The following is an 18085-nucleotide window of genomic DNA, read 5'->3' on the forward strand; positions in this document are numbered from 1 at the left end:
CCCCTCACTCCCATGTTCAGACACGCATTTCGCCTCTTTTTTGAGTGATGATCCGTGAGTGGTACAAAACAAGAAGGATCCCCATGACTGTTTCTCGCAATTCCCTTCTCCATTACGCTAGATCCAGCGCGAGCGTCCTGTTGACTCTGCTGCTGGGCACTGCCTCTCACGTGGCTCTGGCCGCTGCCCAACCTGTGCCTGCCGAGCTCAAGCTCGCCATCGGCAGTGAGCCCACCGAAGGGTTTGACCCTCTACTTGGCTGGAGCCACGGCAGCTACCTGCTGCTGCACAGCCCGCTGCTCAAACAGATTGCTGGCGATAGTGCCGATCTCAGTTGGCAGAATGTACTTACCCAAGCGGTGACCCCAAGCAAGGATGGCAAGGGGTGGCTCATTACCCTCAAGCCTGACCTGAAATTCTCCAACGGCGCGCCGCTCACCGCCGAGGATGTGGCCTTCACCTACAACAGCGCAGCCAAGGGCGGCGGCAAGATCGACATGGGCAACTTTGTCTCGGCCAAGGTGCTCTCGCCCACCGAGGTTGCCATCACCTTGAGTGCCCCCCAGAGCACCTTCGTCAACGTGCTGGGATCTTTGGGGATAGTGTCGAAGAAGGATTACGACGCAAAAGCATATGCCCAAAAGCCGGTCGGTGCCGGCCCTTACCGGCTGGTGAGCTTCCTGCCCGGTCAACAGCTGGTGGTGGAGGCGAACCCCTATTACGCCGGTGGCAACAATGACTTCAAACGGCTGGTCTTTGTCTTTATCGATGAAGAGAGCGCCTATGCCGCCGCCCAGAGCAGCCAGCTCGATGTGGTGCGCATTGCCCCGTCGCTGGCGCCCACCGTGCCTGCCTCCCTCAAGCTCTGGGTGCGGCCGAGCGTGGAGAACCGCGGTATCGTCTTCCCCATTCCTCCTGCGGGTAAAAAAGATGCCAAGGGTTATCCCATCGGCAACGACGTGACCTCGGATGTAGCGGTGCGCCGCGCCATCAACTACGCCATCGACCGCAAGCTGCTGGCCGATCAACTGCTGGAAGGGCACGCCATCCCCGCCTACAGCGCGGTGGAAGGCTTGCCCTGGCTAAACAAAGCCACCGCCTTCAAGGATGGCGATGCCGCCCACGCCAACACCCTGCTCGACGAGGCGGGTTGGAAGATGGGCAGTGACGGCATTCGCCACAAGGGCAATCTGCGCGCCGCTTTTACCCTCTGGTACACCAGTGGCGACAGCACCCGCCGTGATCTGGCGGAAGCGGTGCGGGCCATGCTCAAACCCATCGGTCTTGAGGTGAGCCTCAAGTCCGGCAGCTGGGAGCAGGTGGAGCGGGAGATGCATGCCAATACGGTGCTGATGGGGTGGGGGAGTCTGGATCCCATGGAGCTCTATCACCACTACCAGAGCGGCTCAGGTGGCGTGGAGTTCTACAACCCGGGCTACTACAGCAACCCTGTGGTGGATAGCCACCTCAAGCAGGCGCTGGATGCCCCGAACTGGCAGGCGGCCGTGCCGTTCTGGCAGCAGGTGGAGTGGGATGGCAAAACGGGCGCCGGAGTGCAGGGAGATGCCGCCTGGGCATGGCTGCTCAATGTGCAGCATACCTATCTGGCCAACCGTTGCATCGATCTTGGCAAGGGGGCGCCGGAAATCCACGGTAGCTGGTCCCTGCTCAACAACCTGCAGGATTGGCGGTGGACGTGCCGTTAAGTTCGCCCTTGAGTCACTCCGGTTATCTGTTGCTAAAAGCCCTGCTGCGTCTGGCAGGGTTGTTATGTTTGGTCTCGGTCGCCACCTTTGTGCTGCTGAGTTACTCCCCCATCGACCCCATCAAGGCCTATATCGGCAACGACCTGCTCCATGTGCCGCCGGAGCAATACGCCCGCATCGCAGCCCGCTGGGGGCTGGATCAACCGCTCTGGCTGCGCTACTGGCACTGGTTTACCCAAGTGCTGCAGGGGGATCTCGGTTACTCCATGCTCTACAACGCGCCTGTGGGTGAGGTCATTGGCCAGCGTTTTGCTGCCTCCTTCCTGCTGCTGGCGGGCGCCTGGCTGCTCTCCGGCTTTTTCGGGATTTTGCTGGGCCTCTGCGCTGGTCGCTATCTCAACCGCTGGCCCGATCGCCTGATTTGCCGCTTTGCCTACCTGCTCGCCTCCCTGCCCACCTTCTGGGTCGGCCTGTTGCTGCTCGCCCTGTTTGCGGTGCACTGGCCGCTACTGCCGGTCTGCTGCGCCTGGACGCCGGGGCTTGCTGCCGATGAGGTGGACTGGGCCATGCGGCTGCGTCATCTATTGCTGCCGGTGACGACCCTGGCGCTGCTCGGGGTGGGCAACATTGCCCTGCATACCCGGGGGCGGGTGGCCGAGGTGCTGGAGAGCGACTTTATCCGCTACGCCCGCGCTCAGGGGGATGGCGGCTGGCCCATGCTGCGTTTTCACGTGCTGCGCCACGCCCTGACCCCGGCGCTCTGCCTGCAGTTTGCCTCCCTTGGCGAGCTGATTGGCGGATCGCTCTTGGCAGAGAAGGTCTTCTCCTACCCGGGGCTCGGCCAGGCCACCGTGGATGCGGGGCTCAGGGGCGATATCCCCCTGCTGATGGGAATCGTGCTCTTCTGCACCCTGCTGGTCTTTATTGGCAACACGGTGGCCAGTTTGCTGCTGGCCCGCATCAATCGGGGCTGGGAGGGTGAGCATGCTGTTTAATCCGCTTCCCTCCATACTGCGGCTGGGTTTTGCCCTGCTCGGATTGGCGCTGCTGGCCACTTACGGCTGGAGCCTATCTCATCAGGATGTGCCGATGGATCTGCTGACGCGCCAGCAGCCCCCCTCGCTGGCCCACTGGTTCGGCACCGACCAGATGGGGCGGGATCTCTGGTTGCGTGCATTTCAGGGCACCCTCACCAGTCTGGAGCTGGGTATCAGCACGGCGCTGTGCAGCGGGCTGCTCGCCATGGTGGCGGCAAGCGTGTCGCTCATTCATCCCAGATGCGATGTGGCGGTGCGGCTGCTGATCGATGCCATGCTGGCGCTGCCCCATATGCTGCTGCTGATCCTGATCTGCTTTACCGTGGGGGGCGGCATGCGCGGGGTGATCCTGGCGGTGGCGCTCACCCACTGGCCCAAGCTGGCGCTCATTCTCTGCGCCGAGGCGCGGCGGATCGCCTGCAGCGACTACGTGGTGCTGGCCCGCTGTCAGGGGATGGGGGCGCTGCGTCGCTGGCGCATCCACCTGCTGCCGGGGCTGTTGCCCCAGTGGTTTATCGGCACCTTGCTGATGTTTCCCCATGCGGTGCTGCACAGCGCGGCCTTGAGCTTTCTCGGTTTTGGGCTGGCGGCCCACGAGGCCTCGCTGGGCCTGCTGCTGGCCGATGCCCTGCGTTATCTGGCCGGTGGCGGTTGGTGGCTGGCGCTCTTCCCCGGCCTGATGTTGCTGCTGCTGGTTCTGCTGTTTGATCAGGCTACCCGCGCCTTGCAACAGCTGTTGTGGCACAGGAGTGAACCATGCTGAGTTTTGATCAGGTGACCATAGAGGCGGCCCACTACTCCTGGCTGGGGCGGCGCAGCTGGCAGCCTTTGCTGACCGATATCAGCCTGCAACTGGCGCCGGGGGAGATAGTGGCGCTGGTGGGGGGGAGCGGTGAGGGCAAGAGCCTGCTGCTGCAAAGCGCCCTGACATTGCTGCCGGACAATCTGCGGATGCGCGGCGCCATCTCTCTTGATGGCACTCCTCTGTGCGATGCCAGCCGGGCCCGTTTGCGCGGGCACACCCTCTGCTATGTGCCGCAGGGGGTAAGCGCCCTCAATCCATTGCTGACGGTGGAGCGTCAGCTGGGACGTGCGGCACGCCTCTGCGGCCAGAGCGGTTCTCGCGAGCGGCTCGGCGAGCAACTGCTGCGCTACCAGCTGCCCGCTGCCACTCTGGACCGCTATCCGCGTCAGCTCTCCGGGGGCATGGCCAAGCGCATTCTGGCCTGCACTGCGGCGCTCGGCGGTGCCCGCTTCATTCTGGCAGACGAGATCACTGCCTGGCTCGAAGAGGGGCTGGCCTGTCTGCTGCTCGGCCAGTTGCGTGAATTGGCCAATCAGGGCAGCGGTATCCTCTGGGTGACCCACGATCTGGCGCTGGCGGCTCGCTTTGCCGATCGCATTGTGGCGCTGCATCAGGGGCAGGTGAGCGATACCTTGAGCTGCCACCATCTGCGCCAGGGGCAGGGGAGCGAGATGCTCCGTGCCCACTGGCAGGCGCTGCCGGAGTTCAATGCGCTCTTTGCTGCTACGTCGGAGATCTCCTGATGATTGAGTTGCAGGAATGGATCGTCTGTCTGGTTGCGGGTGTTCAGTGGCAGGCACTGCCGGAATTCAACGCGATCTTCTCTGTGCCGGAGGTTTCCTGATGTTGGAAGTACGAAATCTCACTATCGCCCAGGGGGAACGCCCCCTTTGGCAGGGATTGTCGCTGACGGTGAAAGCGGGCGAACGGCTCGGTATCTCCGCCCCGAGCGGTTATGGCAAGACCACGCTGGGGCGGGTATTGGCGGGTTGGCAACCGGTTGGGGCCGGCGGGCAGATCCTGCTGGATGGGCAGCCAGTACCTGAACAGGTAAAAGGTTATAACCCCATCCAGCTGGTGCCCCAGCACCCGGAACTCACCTTCAATCCCTATCGCACCACCGGGCAGGCGTTGTGGGATGTATGGCGCCCCGATGACGCCATACTGGCCCGCTTTATGGTCAAGCCCGAATGGCTTGGCCGTAAACCCGGTCAGCTCTCCGGTGGCGAGCTGGTCCGCATCGCGTTGCTGCGCGCCCTCGATCCCCGCACCCGACTGCTGATTGCCGACGAGGTGACTGCCCAGCTGGATCCGCAAATTCAGCGCCAGCTCTGGCGGGAGTTGATGATTGAGTGCGAACAGCGCCGGCTTGGTATGGTGATCTTCAGTCACCAGCAGGCGCTGTTGCGCCAGATCTGCCATCGGGTGCTGCGCTTTGGTGAGGTGCCTGCGGAGCAGGAGGCGATGGCCCGTAGCGTGGCCTGAGGATTGGTGTTTCCCCCCTCATCCCCAGCCCTTCTCCCGCAAGGGGAGAAGGGAGTTGAAGGTGCCATCTCAATACGCTCAGGGTTTAGGGTTTGGAGAACCTTGGGGTTTGAAAATATGGCTGGTTGTTATGCTCGAAGCCTCCCTGAGGGGGTTGAGGGAGTCGTATTGTTGCAGCATATTGCCTGTATCCACGAATAGGTTCCCTTTTCCATGTTGAGACGGGAACGGAATGCGGCATCCACGAACCGGTTCCCTCTCCCTGGGGAGAGGGCCTGGGTGAGGGGACGCGAGTGTGAGGCGCTGGCCATTCGAGACAGATAGCACGGCCGACAAGGTCTACAGATAAAAGAGAGGGAGGCATCAGCCTCCCTCTCTTGCTATCCGCCGTTGGTAACGGCATTTAACCGGTTCTGGTTCAGGCTGTAGCCAGCCAGTTGAGCCAGGCATCCATCCCTTCGCCCGTGGTAGCGCTGACCTGGATCACCTGAATATAGGGGTTGACCCGTTTGGCGTTCTCGATGCAGCGGGTCACGTCAAAGCTGACGTAGGGCAGCAGATCGATCTTGTTGATCACCATCAGCTGGGCGGCGGCAAACATGTCCGGGTATTTCAGCGGCTTCTCTTCCCCCTCGGTGACGGAGAGGATCGCCACCTTGTACTTCTCACCGAGATCGAAGCTGGCGGGGCAGACCAGATTGCCCACGTTCTCGATAAAGAGGATACCCCCTTGATTGGCGGGCAGCTGGTGGCAGGCGTCGTGAACCATTTTGGCGTCCAGATGGCAGCCCTTGCCGGTGTTGATCTGCACGGCAGGGACGCCGGTGGCGCGGATGCGATCCGCATCGGCGCTGGTCTGCTGATCCCCTTCGATCACGGCGCAGGGGCGTTTTTCGGCCAGCAGGCGCAGGGTTTCGCACAGCAAAGTGGTTTTGCCTGAACCCGGACTAGAGACCAGATTGAGAACCAGCTGGTCGGCAGCTGTGAAGTGCTCGCGGTTGTGGGCGGCCAGCGCATTGTTCTTGGCCAGCACATCCATCTCAATGGCGATCAGCTGACGCTGCCCCATGCCCGGAACCGACAATCCCGCTTCCCCTTTGCCATAGTGCAGATCACCCTGCTGGTGGTCATGGTCATGGTCATGGTCATGGTCATGGTCATGGTCATGGTCATGGCTGTGATCATGGGGATGTGCGTGGGAATGGCCGTGGTCATGAGAGTGGGCGTGATCATGATGATGGCTGTGGGGGTGATCATTGTGGTGCTCATGGGGGTGATCATGACCCTCGTGGCTTATGGGAGCTCGCACCCCGTGGTAGTGGTGATGGACATCTCCCTGATGGTGATAGTGGTGGTGAATGATCAGGGTTCGCGGCGCACTCTGCTCGTGGTCATGATGGTGATGGGCGTCATGAGCATGATGATGGCCATGCTCATGCTCATGCTCATGCTCATGCTCATGCTCATGCCCATGTTCATGGTGATGTTCATGTTCGTGATGATGCTCATGATCGTGCTCATGGCCGGCGATCCGCGCCTGGCCGCATCCGCATACGCTACACATATCAACTTACCTCGATGTCGGTGATGCGCAGGCTATCACCCTGCGCGACTCGTAATTTGTATCCGCCACATTCGGGACAGGCCTGCCCGCGTTCGGTGAGGGTGACCGTCTGGTTGCAGTCGTAACACCAGGCCTCTGCCGCTTGGTGCTGAAAGTGCAGTTGGGCCCCCTCGACGGCGGTGCCCTTGGCGGCCGCCTCGAAACAGAAGGCAATGGTGTCCGGGTCGACGCAGGAGAAGCTGCCGACCTCGAGCCAGAGGGCGGTCACCTTGTTAAAGCCCCGCTGGGTGGCCTGCTCGGCCGCCAGATCGATGGCGGCCATGGCCAGAGACATTTCGTGCATGGTGGCTCCTTAACCGATATGGGGAGGAGCAGTGACTCCTCCCTGTAATTGACGGAACGGCATGGCCGATCAACAGATCCGCGGCAGCAGCTCCCCTTGCGGTAGCTCCAGATAACGGCGGCTACCCCAGGGGTTGTTGAGGATCACCTTGTGACGATCGCTTGCCTGCACCACGCCGATCTGGCTGGCAGCGGGGTTGAATTGCCGCAAGATGCCCAGCGCGTCCTGTGCCTGTTCGGCAGGCAGGGCCAGCACCATGGTTCCCTCGTTGGCGAGATCATGGGGCTCGAAGCCATAGAGCTCGCACAGGCCACGCACCGGATCGCACACCGGAATGGCGGACTCCTCCAGCTCGATGGCAACGCCGGAGGCGCTGCTCCATTCGTTGAGCACGGCGGCAAGGCCACCGCGGGTGGCGTCGCGCAGGGCGTGAGGGGTAAGTCCCGCCTGCAGCAGCGCTTCTACCTGCGGCCAGAGGGTGGTGCAGTCGCTCTTGAGATCAGATCCCAGTTGCAGGGCGTCGCGGGCCATCAGGATGCAGGCGCCGTGGCTGCCGATATCCCGCGACACCAGAATGGCGTCACCGGCCTTGAGGTTGCGTACCGAGATGCCCCGGCTCTGCTCAGGCAACGGGAAGGTGCCTACCCCACTGGTGTTGATAAAGATCTTGTCGGCCGCTCCCTTGGGTACCACCTTGGTGTCGCCGCAGACGATGCGGGCGCCGCTCTTGGCAAGCTCCGCGGCCATCGACTCGACGATGCGGGCGAGATCGGTGTAGGGGAACCCCTCCTCGATGATAAAGCTGCAGCTCAGATACTCGGGCTTGGCCCCCATCATGGCGAGATCATTGACCGTGCCAGCGATGGCCAGCTTGCCGATATCACCCCCCTCGAAAAAGAGCGGCGAGACGGTAAAGCTGTCGGTGGTGAAAGCAACGGGGCCGTTCACCGGCAACAGAGCGGCATCTTCACCGCGCAGCAGGATCTCGTTGCCAAAGTGGCGAAAGAAGAGCTGGTTGATCAGCTGGTTCATCTCCACGCCGCCGCCGCCGTGGCTTAACTGAATTTCTCTCATTGGATCCCCATATATCGGTAGTAGGCATTGCAGGCCCCTTCGGAGCTGACCATGCAGCTGCCCATGGGCTGGGTCGGGGTGCAGCCCCGGCCAAAGACTTTGCACTGGTTCGGTTTGGCCAGGCCGCGCAGGATATCGGCGCACTGGCACCCCTTGTGGTCATCGATGGGTGTCTGACTGAGCGCAAAGTGACGCTCCGCATCGCGCTTGGCAAAGGCATCGCGCAGGCGCAGGGCGGAGGCGTTGATATCCCCCAGACCTCGCCAGCGAAAGTGCTCGCGGGTCTCGAAAAAGCGCTCGACCAGCCGCTGGGCGGCTTTATTGCCACTGGCGGTGACGGCGCGGCTGTATTGCACCTCCAGCGCGTAGCGACCCTCCACCTTCTGGCGCACCATCATCAAGAGCGCCTCCATCACATCCACTGGTTCGAAGCCACTCACCACCACAGGCACCTGATAGCGATCGACGATAGGCAGGTAGATATCGGCGCCGGTGATGACGCTGACGTGGGAGGGGCCGATAAAGGCGTTCACCTTGGCAACCCCGTCGGCCATCACCGCATGAATGGCGGGGGGCACCAACACATGGTTGATATGAAACAGCAGGTTCTCAATCCCCTCAGCTTCAGCCGCAGCCAGCAAGGCGGCGGTCATGGGGGTAGAGGTCTCGAAACCGATGGCGAAGAAGACCACGGTTTTGTCCGGGTTCTCACGGGCGATACGCAGGGCATCGAGGGGGTCATAGACCGGGCGGATATCGCTCCCCTTGGCCCGCTGTTGGGCCAGCGTGCCCCTGGAGCCCGGCACCCGGATCATGTCCCCAAGGGTGACCAGAATGACGTTCGGTTGGCAAGCCAGCTCGATGGCCTGATCGATGCGCTCTTTGGGCATGATGCAGACCGGGCAGCCGGGGCCGTGGACGAACTCGATGCTGGCCGGCAGCAGCTGGTGCAGGCCGTACTTCATGATGGTGTGGGTATGGCCGCCGCACACCTCCATCACCCGCAGCGGCTCGGGCAGATCTTTGGCAAGCTCGGTAATTTGGGCGGCGAGGGCGCGGATCACCTCGGGCTGGCGAAAGCCCTGAAACAGGTCATTTAAGGTCAGCATGGCAAGATATCCTGTTTGGGCATCAGGGCCACCATCTGGCGGAAGCTCTCGAGGCTGGCCTGCGCCTCCTCTTCGTCAATCTTGCTCATCACAAAGCCGATGTGGAGCAGCACATAGTCGCCAATGTTGAGAGGCTCTTCGAGCAGCATGCAGCTGACGCGCCGCTGCACCCCCAGGGTATCGACGGTGACGCAGTTATCTTCGGGGTGCAGCTGCACCACCTGAGAGGGGATGGATAGACACATGGATTTCAGGACTCCGACAAGGTGGTACAACCGGTGGTGACAGGCTGATGCGTGGCAAGATGGTGGATGGCAAACCAGAGCTGACCGGCGGCGATGCCACCGTCATTGAGCGGCAGGGTTTCGCTGGTCAATACCTGCCGACCGGCGGCTTCGAGCGCGGGCACCAGCTGATCCATCAGCACCCGGTTTTGAAAGACGCCGCCCCCCAGCGCCACCGGATAGCCGGGGAAGCGCTCGGCCAGAGCGATGACCAGAGCGCTGATGGCGCGGATAAAACCGGCGGCCAGGCTGGCGGTGGAGGTGCCTTGGCGCCGCTCGTTGATAAGGGTATTGATGAGCTCGGCCCACTCGATCTGCAGCGGCCCTTCCGCTGATTGGCTGAGATCAAAGGCAAGGGATAAGGGCTGTTCATCGGGGGCCAGCTGCAAGGCGGCCGCCTCCAGCAGGAGTCCCGCTTCGCCCTCGTAATCCGGGGTGTTGATCACCCCCAAGAGCGCCGCCACCGCATCGAACAGCCGACCGATGGAGCTGGAGTAAGGGGCGTTGCGACCCAACTGCCAGAGCTGGTGCAGGTTGCGGATCCGTTCAGCGGGCAGTTGCTTGATCAAAGGAATATCGAGGGCGCTGATCTGCTCAGGGCTGTACGATTCAAACAGCAGCCCCAGTAGCTGGCGCGCTGGCTCGCGGATGGCCGCTTCGCCGCCGATCAGCTTGAAGGGGGCAAGGTGGGCAACCCGCTCAAATCCCTGAACGTCTGCGATCAGCAGCTCGCCGCCCCAGAGGGTGCCGTCATCGCCAAGGCCGGTGCCATCGAAGGCAACACCCAGCACCGGGCCCGTGATGTTGTGCTCGGCCATCACCCCCAGCAGGTGGGCGTGATGGTGCTGCACCTCGAGGTGGGTGGCACCCTGATTCTGGCAATAGCTTCTGGCCCACTGATGGCTGAGATAGCCCGAGTGGCGATCCGAGACCAGCAGTTCGGGGTTGAGATCGTAGAGTTCGCGAAAGGTCGCCAGGGTTTGCTCGAAGTGCTCCTGCATCGGCAGGCTGAGCAGATCGCCGATATAGGGGCTGTAGATGCGCTGGCGGCCGAAGGCGAGCGCCAGCTGGTTCTTCTGCTGCGCTCCGACTGCCAGCAGTGGCGCCTTGACCGCCTCTTGCAGGCTGGGAGTGCAGGGAACATAGCCCCGGGCGAGGCGCAACGTCTGGCGCCGCCCGCCTGCCCACTGCACCAGACTGTCGTCACACGGGTGCAGGATGGGGCGGTTGTGATCCAGGATGCCGTCAATCTCGCGGCCGAGTTCCCTGACCACCGCCTCGCACTCGATAAGGATTGGGCTGCCGCGACCATTGGCGCTGGTGGCCACCAGCGGCATGGCGCAGGCGTCCAGCAGCAGCTGATGGAGCGGGGTATAGGGGAGCATGACCCCAAGGTAGGGGATGCCGGGGGCGATCCCCTCGGCCAGCGGCGCAGTTGTCAGTTGGGATTCTGAGAGCCGATCATCGTTTTCGCGCTTGCGCAGCAAGGCGATGGGTCTGGCCTGAGAGGCGAGCAGTTGCCACTCGTCTTTGCTGCCGGTGACATGCAATTTGGCCTCGGCAAGGGAGCCCATCATCACCGCCAGTGGTTTGCGTTCGCGCCGTTTGAGCATTCGTAATCTGGCAACACTCTGTTCATTGCGGGCATCACACATCAGGTGATAGCCCCCCATCCCCTTGACCGCGATAAGCTTGCCTGCTTGCAGGGCGCTTGCAGCTTCTTGCAGGGCATCCTCGCGCTCGGCCAGCGTATCGCCATAGCCATTTCGCCAGCTGAGATGGGGCCCGCACTCGGGGCAGCTCACCGGCTGGGCGTGGTAGCGTCTGTCCAGCGGGTTTTCATAGGCCGCCGCGCAGCGCGGGCACATGGCAAAGCCCGCCATGGCGGTGTGGGGGCGGTCGTAGGGGAGGCGGCGGATGATGGTGTAGCGCGGGCCGCAGTGGGTGCAGTTGGTAAAGGGGTAGCGATGGTGGCGATCCGCGGGGTTGGCCACATCCCGGGCGCATGCCTCGCACATCCCCTGATCCGGCGAGATGGCGACCGTGGCCGCGCTCTGCTGCTGGCTCGCTTTAATTCGAAACTGGCCATGAAATTGGTCATCGAAGTCGGGATCATGAGCAAGGGGCAGTTCCCGCTCGCTGAAATGATCGATACGGCTCAGCGGCGGCGCCAATTCCCGCAGTTCGCGGGCAAAGGCGGCCAGCTGCTCAGGCGATCCTTCGGCACCTATGGTGACGCCGTTGGCATCGTTCAACACATAGCCGGCAAGGCCGTGGCGCAGCGCCAGCCCATAGACGAAGGGGCGAAAGCCGACCCCCTGAACTATGCCGTCGATATGAAATTCGCGGCGCAGCCGGTTGGCCACTGGATTGGAAGAGCCAGAGGGGGCGATGGTGGTGCTCATGCCGGCTCCATCTCATCTTGAGTCTGCGGCAAACGCAGCACCCGGCGCTCGTTCTCCTCGCGCCGTACCCAGCCATCCATCTCCATGCGCAGGCAGAACGGAATGGCGTATTTGCGCGACAAACCGGTGATCTCCTTGAGGGATGCCATGTCGATCAGATCTCCCACCTGCTGGCCCGCCAGCACTTCGGCGACCATCTGGTTGTAAAGCTCGGCGTCGTAGTAGATGGGGCCATCGAGCTGCACCAGATACTTGAGTCGCGCCAGATTGCGCAGTTGCTTTTGCAACGCGCCTTTTTGCTGCAAGCCCTGCTGCAGGGCGGCGGGCAGCTTGCGGGTGATAAAGGGATCCAGCTCCACGCCGCCGGGGCCCAGTTTACCGGGCTCGTAACCCTCCTTGCCTTGATCTCGCACCACCTTGAGCACCAGCTGTGCTTCTTCCCCCAAATCATCTTCTGACTCGCCGCTGCCTTGCTGCCACTTGTCATGGTGCAGGCGTATCAGCTGCTCGCTCTTGAGCTGCTGGAGCAGGGCCTGAGTGACCGGCAGGGCGATGCCGAAGCGGGTTGCCAGCTCGGCGGCACTCAGCGGTTCGCTGGCCAGCGTGCCGAGCAGCTGGTCGCGGCTCTGGGCCAGCCAGCAGTTATCCAGCAGCCACTCACCGAGGGGGGTGACCTGCTCGGGCCGCTGGTCAAAGCGGCTGGCCAGCACATAGCCATTGAGGCCAAGCTGCAGGGTGGCCGGGTTGTAGTGCTCGAGCTCATCAGGCAGCTCACCAAGCAGGGTGTGCAGCGCCTTGCGTCTGGCGGGATGGATGTCGCCGCACCAGACGATGCGGGCGCCGTGCAGCAATTCGCTGCTGCCGTGGCGAATGATGGCGAGCGGCTGGCCAAAGAAGCAGGGGATGGGGCTGGCAAAGATCAGCCGCGCCAGCCGGGAGTCCTTGATCGGCACGAAACGGGCCCGGCCATGCCAGCTGCCGAGGGCTACTTCGACCTCCTTGTTGTGCAGAGAGGGGCGTAGTGCCTTGCCGCTCAGGCTCTCGGCGTTGAGTCGCACGATAAGGTGGGTTGCCGCCTCGCACTGGCCAGCGGCGTTGGTAAGGCAGTGACCGCGGGCCACCTCCTTGTGGGGCACTTTTTTCAGGCCCACTGCCACCCGGCAGACGGCGCCGATCTCGTCGACGCTCTGGTGATAGGCCTGCAGGGAGCGCACCTGCACCTCCCGATCGGCGGGGTAGAGGCGCAGCTTGTCCCCCACCTTGAGGCGGCCCTGTTGCAATGTGCCGGTCAGCACGGTACCGGTGCCATTGGCGGTAAAGACCCTGTCTACATACAGTCGCGGGGCGCTCTGCTCGCGGGCAGCGTGTGAGGCAGGTAGCTCGGCAAGCTGGCGCACGATGGCGGTGTGCAGGGCAGCCATATTCTCGCCGGTTTTGGCGCTGACGCTGACGATATCGGGCACCATGCCGCTCTCGTCCATCACCCGCTCCAGCAGGCTCTCCTCCAACAGCAAAAGCTCGTCGGGGGAGACCAGATCGCACTTGTTGATGCAGACCAAGAGACGCGGCACCCCCATCGCCTTGAGCAGGCGCAGGTGATCGCCGGTCATCGGCATCCACCCCTCGTCGGCGGCGATGACCAGCAGCACCAGATCCAGACTCCAGAGCCCCGCCACCATATTGCGGATATAGCGCTCGTGGCCGGGCACGTCGATGACGCCTATGGCGTTGCCCTGACCGTCGTCGAAGTGGGCAAAGCCGAGATCCTGGGTCATGCCGATGGCCTGCTCATGGGCGCGGGCCGTAGTGATGCCGGTAAGGGCCTTGATCAGCAGGGTCTTGCCGTGATCCACGTGGCCGGCAAGACCGATAACGGCGCGATAGGGGGTCATGGGATCAGGGCTCCTCGGTCGCATTTGTTGCATTGAACGGGGCGGGCAGCAGCAACTCCCTGAGTTGGGCGATCAACAGCTCCATCTCGGTCGGCAGCAGGGTCGCCATATTGAGCAGCACCTTCTGCTGGCGCACGGTGGCGATGACAGGGACGGGGAGTTCGCGCAGGGCGTCGAGCAACTGCTGGGCCGGGCGCGGGTCGGTGCATTCGAGCGCAGGGGCCGGGTAGAACTCGTCCGGCAATGTGCCGCCGCCCACCACCAGCTGGGCGGGAACCGGCACAAAGGAGCCGGGCAGGGCGGCCATCAGCTGATCTGCGCGGGCCTGCATGGCGGCAGGGTTGCTCAAGGTGCGCTGGGCAATACCCTCGCCGATGGGAGATTTGTTGAGCTTGTGGATGAGCAGGCGTTCGAGCAGGGAGTAGACGATGCGGCTCGGGCGGAAGGTACGCATCATGGGGTGTTTTTCCAGCCGCTTGATAAGGTCGCTGCGGCCACTGATGATGCCCGATTGCGGGCCACCCAGCAGCTTGTCGCCTGAGTAGCAGACCAGATCCGCCCCCGCCTTGATGTACTGGCGCACCGAGGTTTCATCCGGTGCAAACTCTTCGGTGGTCAAGCCCGAGCCCTGATCCACCGCCAGCACCACGTGCTCGGGCAGGGCGCGGGCCACCTCGCCGATATCGGGGGATTCGGTAAAGCCGCGAATGGCGAAATTGGATCTGTGCACCATCAGCACCAGCGCGGTCTGATCGGTGATGGCATCGAGGTAATCTTTGGCGGTAGTGATATTGGTGGTGCCCACCTCCACCAGTTTGGCGCCGGAGAGGGCCAGAATGTCGGGGATGCGAAAGCCGCCGCCAATCTGGATCTGCTCGCCGCGCGAGACGATCACCTCGCGCCCCTTGGCCACCTCCTGCAGCAACAGGAAGAGGGAAGCGGCGTTGTTGTTGACCACCAGCGAATCTTCGGCCTGGGTGAGGCAACGGAGCAGGGGGGCGATCAGCCCCTTGCGCCCGCCGCGCTTGCCGGTGGCGAGATCCAGCTCCAGATTGTTGTACCGGGTGTTGAGGTCGCGCACCTCGTCCCACAGATCGGCACTTAGCGGTGAGCGCCCCAGATTGGTATGCACCAGGGTGCCGGTGGCGTTGATCACCCGGGTCTGACGCTGGCGCAGCTGCTGTTGGCAGCGTTTGGCAATCAGCACCTCGATCTGCTCGGGGGCGACGCCATGCTGGCGAAAATCTTCGCTCTGGCGCAGCTCGCTCAGGGTATCGCGCACAGCCTGAGTCACCAGCGGGCGGCTCAGCGCCTCGATAAAACCGGCGAGAAAGGGTTGCTGCAGCAGCTGTTCCACTTGCGGCAAACGGCGCGTTTGTTGCTGGCTGGGCTGTTGCTGTGAATTTGGCAGTGAATCGTCGGCAGCCGTACCTGATGCGGGCTGGCGGTGGGGGATAGCTGACGCGTGAGACGAGTTCGGCATGGGATTACCAGTGCAGTGCGTGGGTTCGGGATGCGCACCGGTTTGCCGATAGAGAGACCGAGCTGACGGGTTATGGCACTGCTGGCGATTTGCGGATAACTGCAAACTGGGTGCATCAATGATGCGGGTATAAATTAATGCTGCATCGATGCTGATAAATTAATTTTTGGCCAGCGAGATAACCTGAGTTCGGATTATATTGGCAAGCGGCAAGCACCTTTTTTAAGGTATTACTTAAAACATATTGAACAAACAATGGAAATAACATCCAGGCCGAAAAATTCAGCGGGAGAGTATTTGTTCAATAGATAAATTTGGCGGAAGAGGCAGGAATCGAACCTGCCAAAGCCTTCTCGGCTCACATCGGTTTTGAAGACCGAGGAGGCCACCAGACCCCATCAACTTCCGTAACGGTCGCCATTTTGTGGCAAATTTCTGTGACTGGCAACGCTTTTTTTGTCATAAAAAAGCGAGAGTTAGCGATTTTTTGAAAAAATCAAAGAACCTTGTTTTATATCAAGTTCAGCACAATTAGCCCGATGTTTTTAATTTAACATCGGGCCTTGATCACATTGCCGTAACCGTCGGTCAATAACGGTCGTTAACAACTCGATAAATAATCACCGGCTGGCGTTGGCAATATTCCACTGATCCAGTTTATCTATTAACAGACTGGTGTCACTGGCGGCATCAAGATGCTGATAAAGATAATCCATCGCCTCGCTCACCATCTCGGTCATCGGGAAGGAGAACGCCACGATGGCCGGTTGTACCCCGACAAAGATCACCTCGGGGACAAAGGTCTTGAGCTCGTCGATCAAAAAATTGAGCGGCATATTGTGGGTCGAGAAGATAAACATCTCGGCGATGGTCTCGGGGGGGATCACCTGCAGGGTTCCCGCCTTCTCGCCGATCTCGGCGGCATCCACCAGCACCACTCGCTCCGGTTGCAGCTCCCGCACCTTGTAGACCACATTTTCCGGCGCGATGCCGCCGTCGATATGGATCCAGCCGGGCAGAGGGGCGGCTTGCAGTTTGTCGGCAAGATAGGGGCCGGCACCGTCGTCCCCCATCATGGCATTGCCCACGGTCAACACGAGATTGCAGCCCATCAGCGGCTCCTTACCATCAGGTACATATGGGGGTCGTTATAGAGGGCGGTGAGCTGATCCATAAAGGTGTTGGTCCAGCCCAGCTCCTGCTCATCGAGCAGATTGTCGGCTTTGCGCAGTCGGTCGAAGGCGCAGGCCAGCATATGGCAGTGCTCGCGATAGATGGTGATCTCGCCAAAGGTGAGAAATCCCTCCATCTTGCGGCGCGCTTCGCTCCCCTCTGGCAGCTTGGCCACCCAGTCGCGATAACCGGTCAGCGAGCAGACCAGGTCTGCTCGCAGGCAATCGACGATGCCGAGGTGGTGGCCGATGGCGAGGCTGTAGTACATCACCTCTTTGGCCTCTTCCGGCACGTCGAACTGCTCGTCGACGAACTTGCGCGAGAGGCGATAGAAGAAAACCTCGTCAGCCATGCACTGCCTCTCCCTTGCCGGCTGCCCGGTTGAGGCAGGCGTTTGCGAGGTTGTTGACGATCTCCGAGAGGCGCGGATCGTCGTGCTGATCGAGGTAGCTCTGGATGCGCAGATCCACATCCTGCTGGGTCGCCCCTTCGAGCAGGGCCATGAACTCGTCGGCGATGGTCCGTCCCTGACGATAACCGGCCATGCGGCGCGCTTCGCGCTCGATCATCACCCGGATTTCATTGGGGATGCCGGTGTGGCGCAGTTCGACCCGCTCACCCGGTTGCACCTCGTGGCTGGTGGCTTTGAGTTTCTGCTCAAGCAGGCCGAGCGCCACGGCAAAGCCGTAGATGGTGGCCGCCGGTGTCGGAGGGCAGCCCGGAATATAGACATCTACCGGCACTATCTTGTCGGTGCCGCCCCAGACGCAGTAGAGGTCGTGGAAGATGCCACCGTCACAGCCGCAGGCGCCGTAGGCGATGCAGATCTTGGGATCGGGCGCTGCCTCGTAGGCGCGCAGGGCTGGCACCCGCATCGCCCGGGTCACCGCGCCGGTAAAGAGCAGGATGTCGGCGTGGCGGGGGGAGGCGACCACCTTGATGCCGAAACGCTCGGCATCAAACAGCGGGGTGATGGTGGCGAAGATCTCGATCTCGCAGGCGTTGCAGCCGCCGCAATCGACCCGGTAGACATAGGCCGAGCGGCGAATGTCCTTGAGCAGGGTCTTCTTGAGTTTGGTGATCTCGGGATCCTGTGCCAGCGGCACGGCGCGGGTATGGGTATGGCCGACAACCGGTTCTATGCCTTTGATCTTGCTCATCACATCCACTCCTTTTGTGCGGCCATCGGTGTGGCTATCGGTGTGATCAGGGCCGAGTCAGGCTGGCTCAGCATGCTCTGTTTTCGTTTGCAGTCGGGGCAGTGGTGCAGCCGCTCCGGGGTCGCGAGCGGTGTGCCCGCCTGCTTGAGGGTGTCCTCCACCAGTGCCACCAGCTTGCTCGGGGCAAAGTAGGTGCCGCACAGGGTGCAGGGGGCCAGCGCGAAGCGGGCCTCCTCATAGAGATCCGCCTTGTTGGTCACCGCCAGCTCGAATTCGGGGGAGAGGGCGATGGCGCGGGTCGGGCAGACCTCCTCGCAGCGGCCGCAGAAGATGCAGCGCGCCATGGAGATCTCCCAGCGCCGTTCGCCGGTCTCCATGTCCACTTCCATCACCAGCGCATTGGCCGGGCAGGCCTTGGTGCAGGCGGCGCAGGCGATGCACTGATCCGCCTGATAGTTCGGTTTGCCGCGAAAATCCCGGTTCACATCAATAGGTGCGAAGGGGTACTTGGCGGTCGGGGTGCCAGCCTTGAGGATGGTCTTGAACAGCTTGATCATGATGACCC

The 18085-nt window shown here is 62.1% G+C and carries 18 protein-coding genes and 1 tRNA gene; 6 read left to right on the plus strand and 13 right to left on the minus strand.

What is annotated here, in order from left to right; all coding sequences use genetic code 11:
* Positions 1-83 precede the first annotated feature (83 nt).
* From G5533_RS02250 to G5533_RS02270, 5 genes are all read left to right on the plus strand, one after another.
* A complete protein-coding gene (locus G5533_RS02250) occupies positions 84-1706 on the plus strand; it encodes an ABC transporter substrate-binding protein (protein WP_441254383.1) in 1623 nt (540 codons plus the stop codon).
* Positions 1691-2701: an ABC transporter permease gene (locus tag G5533_RS02255; RefSeq protein WP_213389499.1), complete on the plus strand. Its 1011-nt coding sequence runs from the start codon at positions 1691-1693 to the stop codon at positions 2699-2701. The genes G5533_RS02250 and G5533_RS02255 overlap by 16 nt, the downstream gene beginning before the upstream one ends.
* On the plus strand, positions 2691-3506 hold the full coding sequence (locus G5533_RS02260; RefSeq protein WP_227340654.1) for an ABC transporter permease: 816 nt from the start codon (positions 2691-2693) through the stop codon (positions 3504-3506). Before G5533_RS02255 ends, G5533_RS02260 begins: the two co-directional genes overlap by 11 nt.
* Positions 3500-4291: an ATP-binding cassette domain-containing protein gene (locus G5533_RS02265; RefSeq protein WP_227340653.1), complete on the plus strand. Its 792-nt coding sequence runs from the start codon at positions 3500-3502 to the stop codon at positions 4289-4291. The genes G5533_RS02260 and G5533_RS02265 overlap by 7 nt, the downstream gene beginning before the upstream one ends.
* A 100-nt stretch (positions 4292-4391) precedes the next feature.
* Complete coding sequence (locus G5533_RS02270) at positions 4392-5033, plus strand: ATP-binding cassette domain-containing protein (RefSeq protein WP_441254384.1); 642 nt, start codon at positions 4392-4394, stop codon at positions 5031-5033.
* A 418-nt stretch (positions 5034-5451) separates the two neighbouring features.
* Here the strand turns inward: G5533_RS02270 and hypB are convergent, their stop codons facing one another.
* Positions 5452-6330 (minus strand): hydrogenase nickel incorporation protein HypB, encoded by an 879-nt coding sequence (hypB, locus tag G5533_RS02275; protein WP_441254435.1) that lies wholly within the window; start codon positions 6328-6330, stop codon positions 5452-5454.
* Between hypB and G5533_RS02280 the strand changes: the two genes are divergently transcribed.
* Entirely contained in the window at positions 6217-6621 is a 405-nt protein-coding gene (locus G5533_RS02280; protein ID WP_441254385.1) for a hypothetical protein, read from the plus strand. The genes hypB and G5533_RS02280 overlap by 114 nt on opposite strands.
* Here the strand turns inward: G5533_RS02280 and hypA are convergent.
* The 12 genes from hypA to G5533_RS02340 all read right to left on the minus strand — a co-directional run bounded on the left by hypA (position 6599) and on the right by G5533_RS02340 (position 18077).
* Complete coding sequence (gene hypA, locus G5533_RS02285; protein ID WP_005301911.1) at positions 6599-6940, minus strand: hydrogenase maturation nickel metallochaperone HypA; 342 nt, start codon at positions 6938-6940, stop codon at positions 6599-6601. The genes G5533_RS02280 and hypA overlap by 23 nt on opposite strands.
* Before the next feature lie 69 nt (positions 6941-7009).
* Complete coding sequence (hypE, locus tag G5533_RS02290; protein WP_421309819.1) at positions 7010-8014, minus strand: hydrogenase expression/formation protein HypE; 1005 nt, start codon at positions 8012-8014, stop codon at positions 7010-7012.
* A complete protein-coding gene (gene hypD / locus G5533_RS02295; RefSeq protein ID WP_421254747.1) occupies positions 8011-9123 on the minus strand; it encodes a hydrogenase formation protein HypD in 1113 nt (370 codons plus the stop codon). Before hypD ends, hypE begins: the two co-directional genes overlap by 4 nt.
* A complete protein-coding gene (locus G5533_RS02300; protein WP_043819819.1) occupies positions 9117-9368 on the minus strand; it encodes a HypC/HybG/HupF family hydrogenase formation chaperone in 252 nt (83 codons plus the stop codon). Before G5533_RS02300 ends, hypD begins: the two co-directional genes overlap by 7 nt.
* 5 nt (positions 9369-9373) lie before the next feature.
* Positions 9374-11812: a carbamoyltransferase HypF gene (gene hypF / locus G5533_RS02305; RefSeq protein ID WP_441254386.1), complete on the minus strand. Its 2439-nt coding sequence runs from the start codon at positions 11810-11812 to the stop codon at positions 9374-9376.
* Positions 11809-13704, minus strand: coding sequence for a selenocysteine-specific translation elongation factor (gene selB, locus G5533_RS02310; protein WP_421254745.1), 1896 nt, complete (start codon positions 13702-13704; stop codon positions 11809-11811). The genes hypF and selB overlap by 4 nt, the downstream gene beginning before the upstream one ends.
* A gap of 4 nt (positions 13705-13708) precedes the next feature.
* The gene (selA, locus tag G5533_RS02315; RefSeq protein ID WP_441254387.1) at positions 13709-15187 is read right to left on the minus strand and encodes an L-seryl-tRNA(Sec) selenium transferase; all 1479 of its coding nucleotides are present in this window, start codon (positions 15185-15187) and stop codon (positions 13709-13711) included.
* Positions 15188-15502: 315 nt separating this feature from the next.
* Positions 15503-15594, minus strand: a tRNA-Sec gene (locus G5533_RS02320).
* A gap of 213 nt (positions 15595-15807) precedes the next feature.
* Positions 15808-16299: a hydrogenase maturation peptidase HycI gene (gene hycI / locus G5533_RS02325; protein ID WP_139435284.1), complete on the minus strand. Its 492-nt coding sequence runs from the start codon at positions 16297-16299 to the stop codon at positions 15808-15810.
* Positions 16299-16712 carry a formate hydrogenlyase maturation HycH family protein gene (locus G5533_RS02330; RefSeq protein WP_187268520.1) on the minus strand — a complete coding sequence of 138 codons (414 nt, stop codon included), beginning with the start codon at positions 16710-16712 and terminating at the stop codon, positions 16299-16301. The genes hycI and G5533_RS02330 overlap by 1 nt, the downstream gene beginning before the upstream one ends.
* Positions 16705-17520 carry an NADH-quinone oxidoreductase subunit B family protein gene (locus G5533_RS02335; protein WP_441254388.1) on the minus strand — a complete coding sequence of 272 codons (816 nt, stop codon included), beginning with the start codon at positions 17518-17520 and terminating at the stop codon, positions 16705-16707. Before G5533_RS02335 ends, G5533_RS02330 begins: the two co-directional genes overlap by 8 nt.
* Positions 17520-18077, minus strand: coding sequence for a formate hydrogenlyase complex iron-sulfur subunit (locus G5533_RS02340; protein ID WP_441254389.1), 558 nt, complete (start codon positions 18075-18077; stop codon positions 17520-17522). Before G5533_RS02340 ends, G5533_RS02335 begins: the two co-directional genes overlap by 1 nt.
* Positions 18078-18085 lie beyond the last annotated feature (8 nt).

Origin of the sequence: Aeromonas sp. A600620, from assembly GCF_029479985.1 — a bacterium.
GTDB lineage: Bacteria > Pseudomonadota > Gammaproteobacteria > Enterobacterales > Aeromonadaceae > Aeromonas > Aeromonas veronii_A.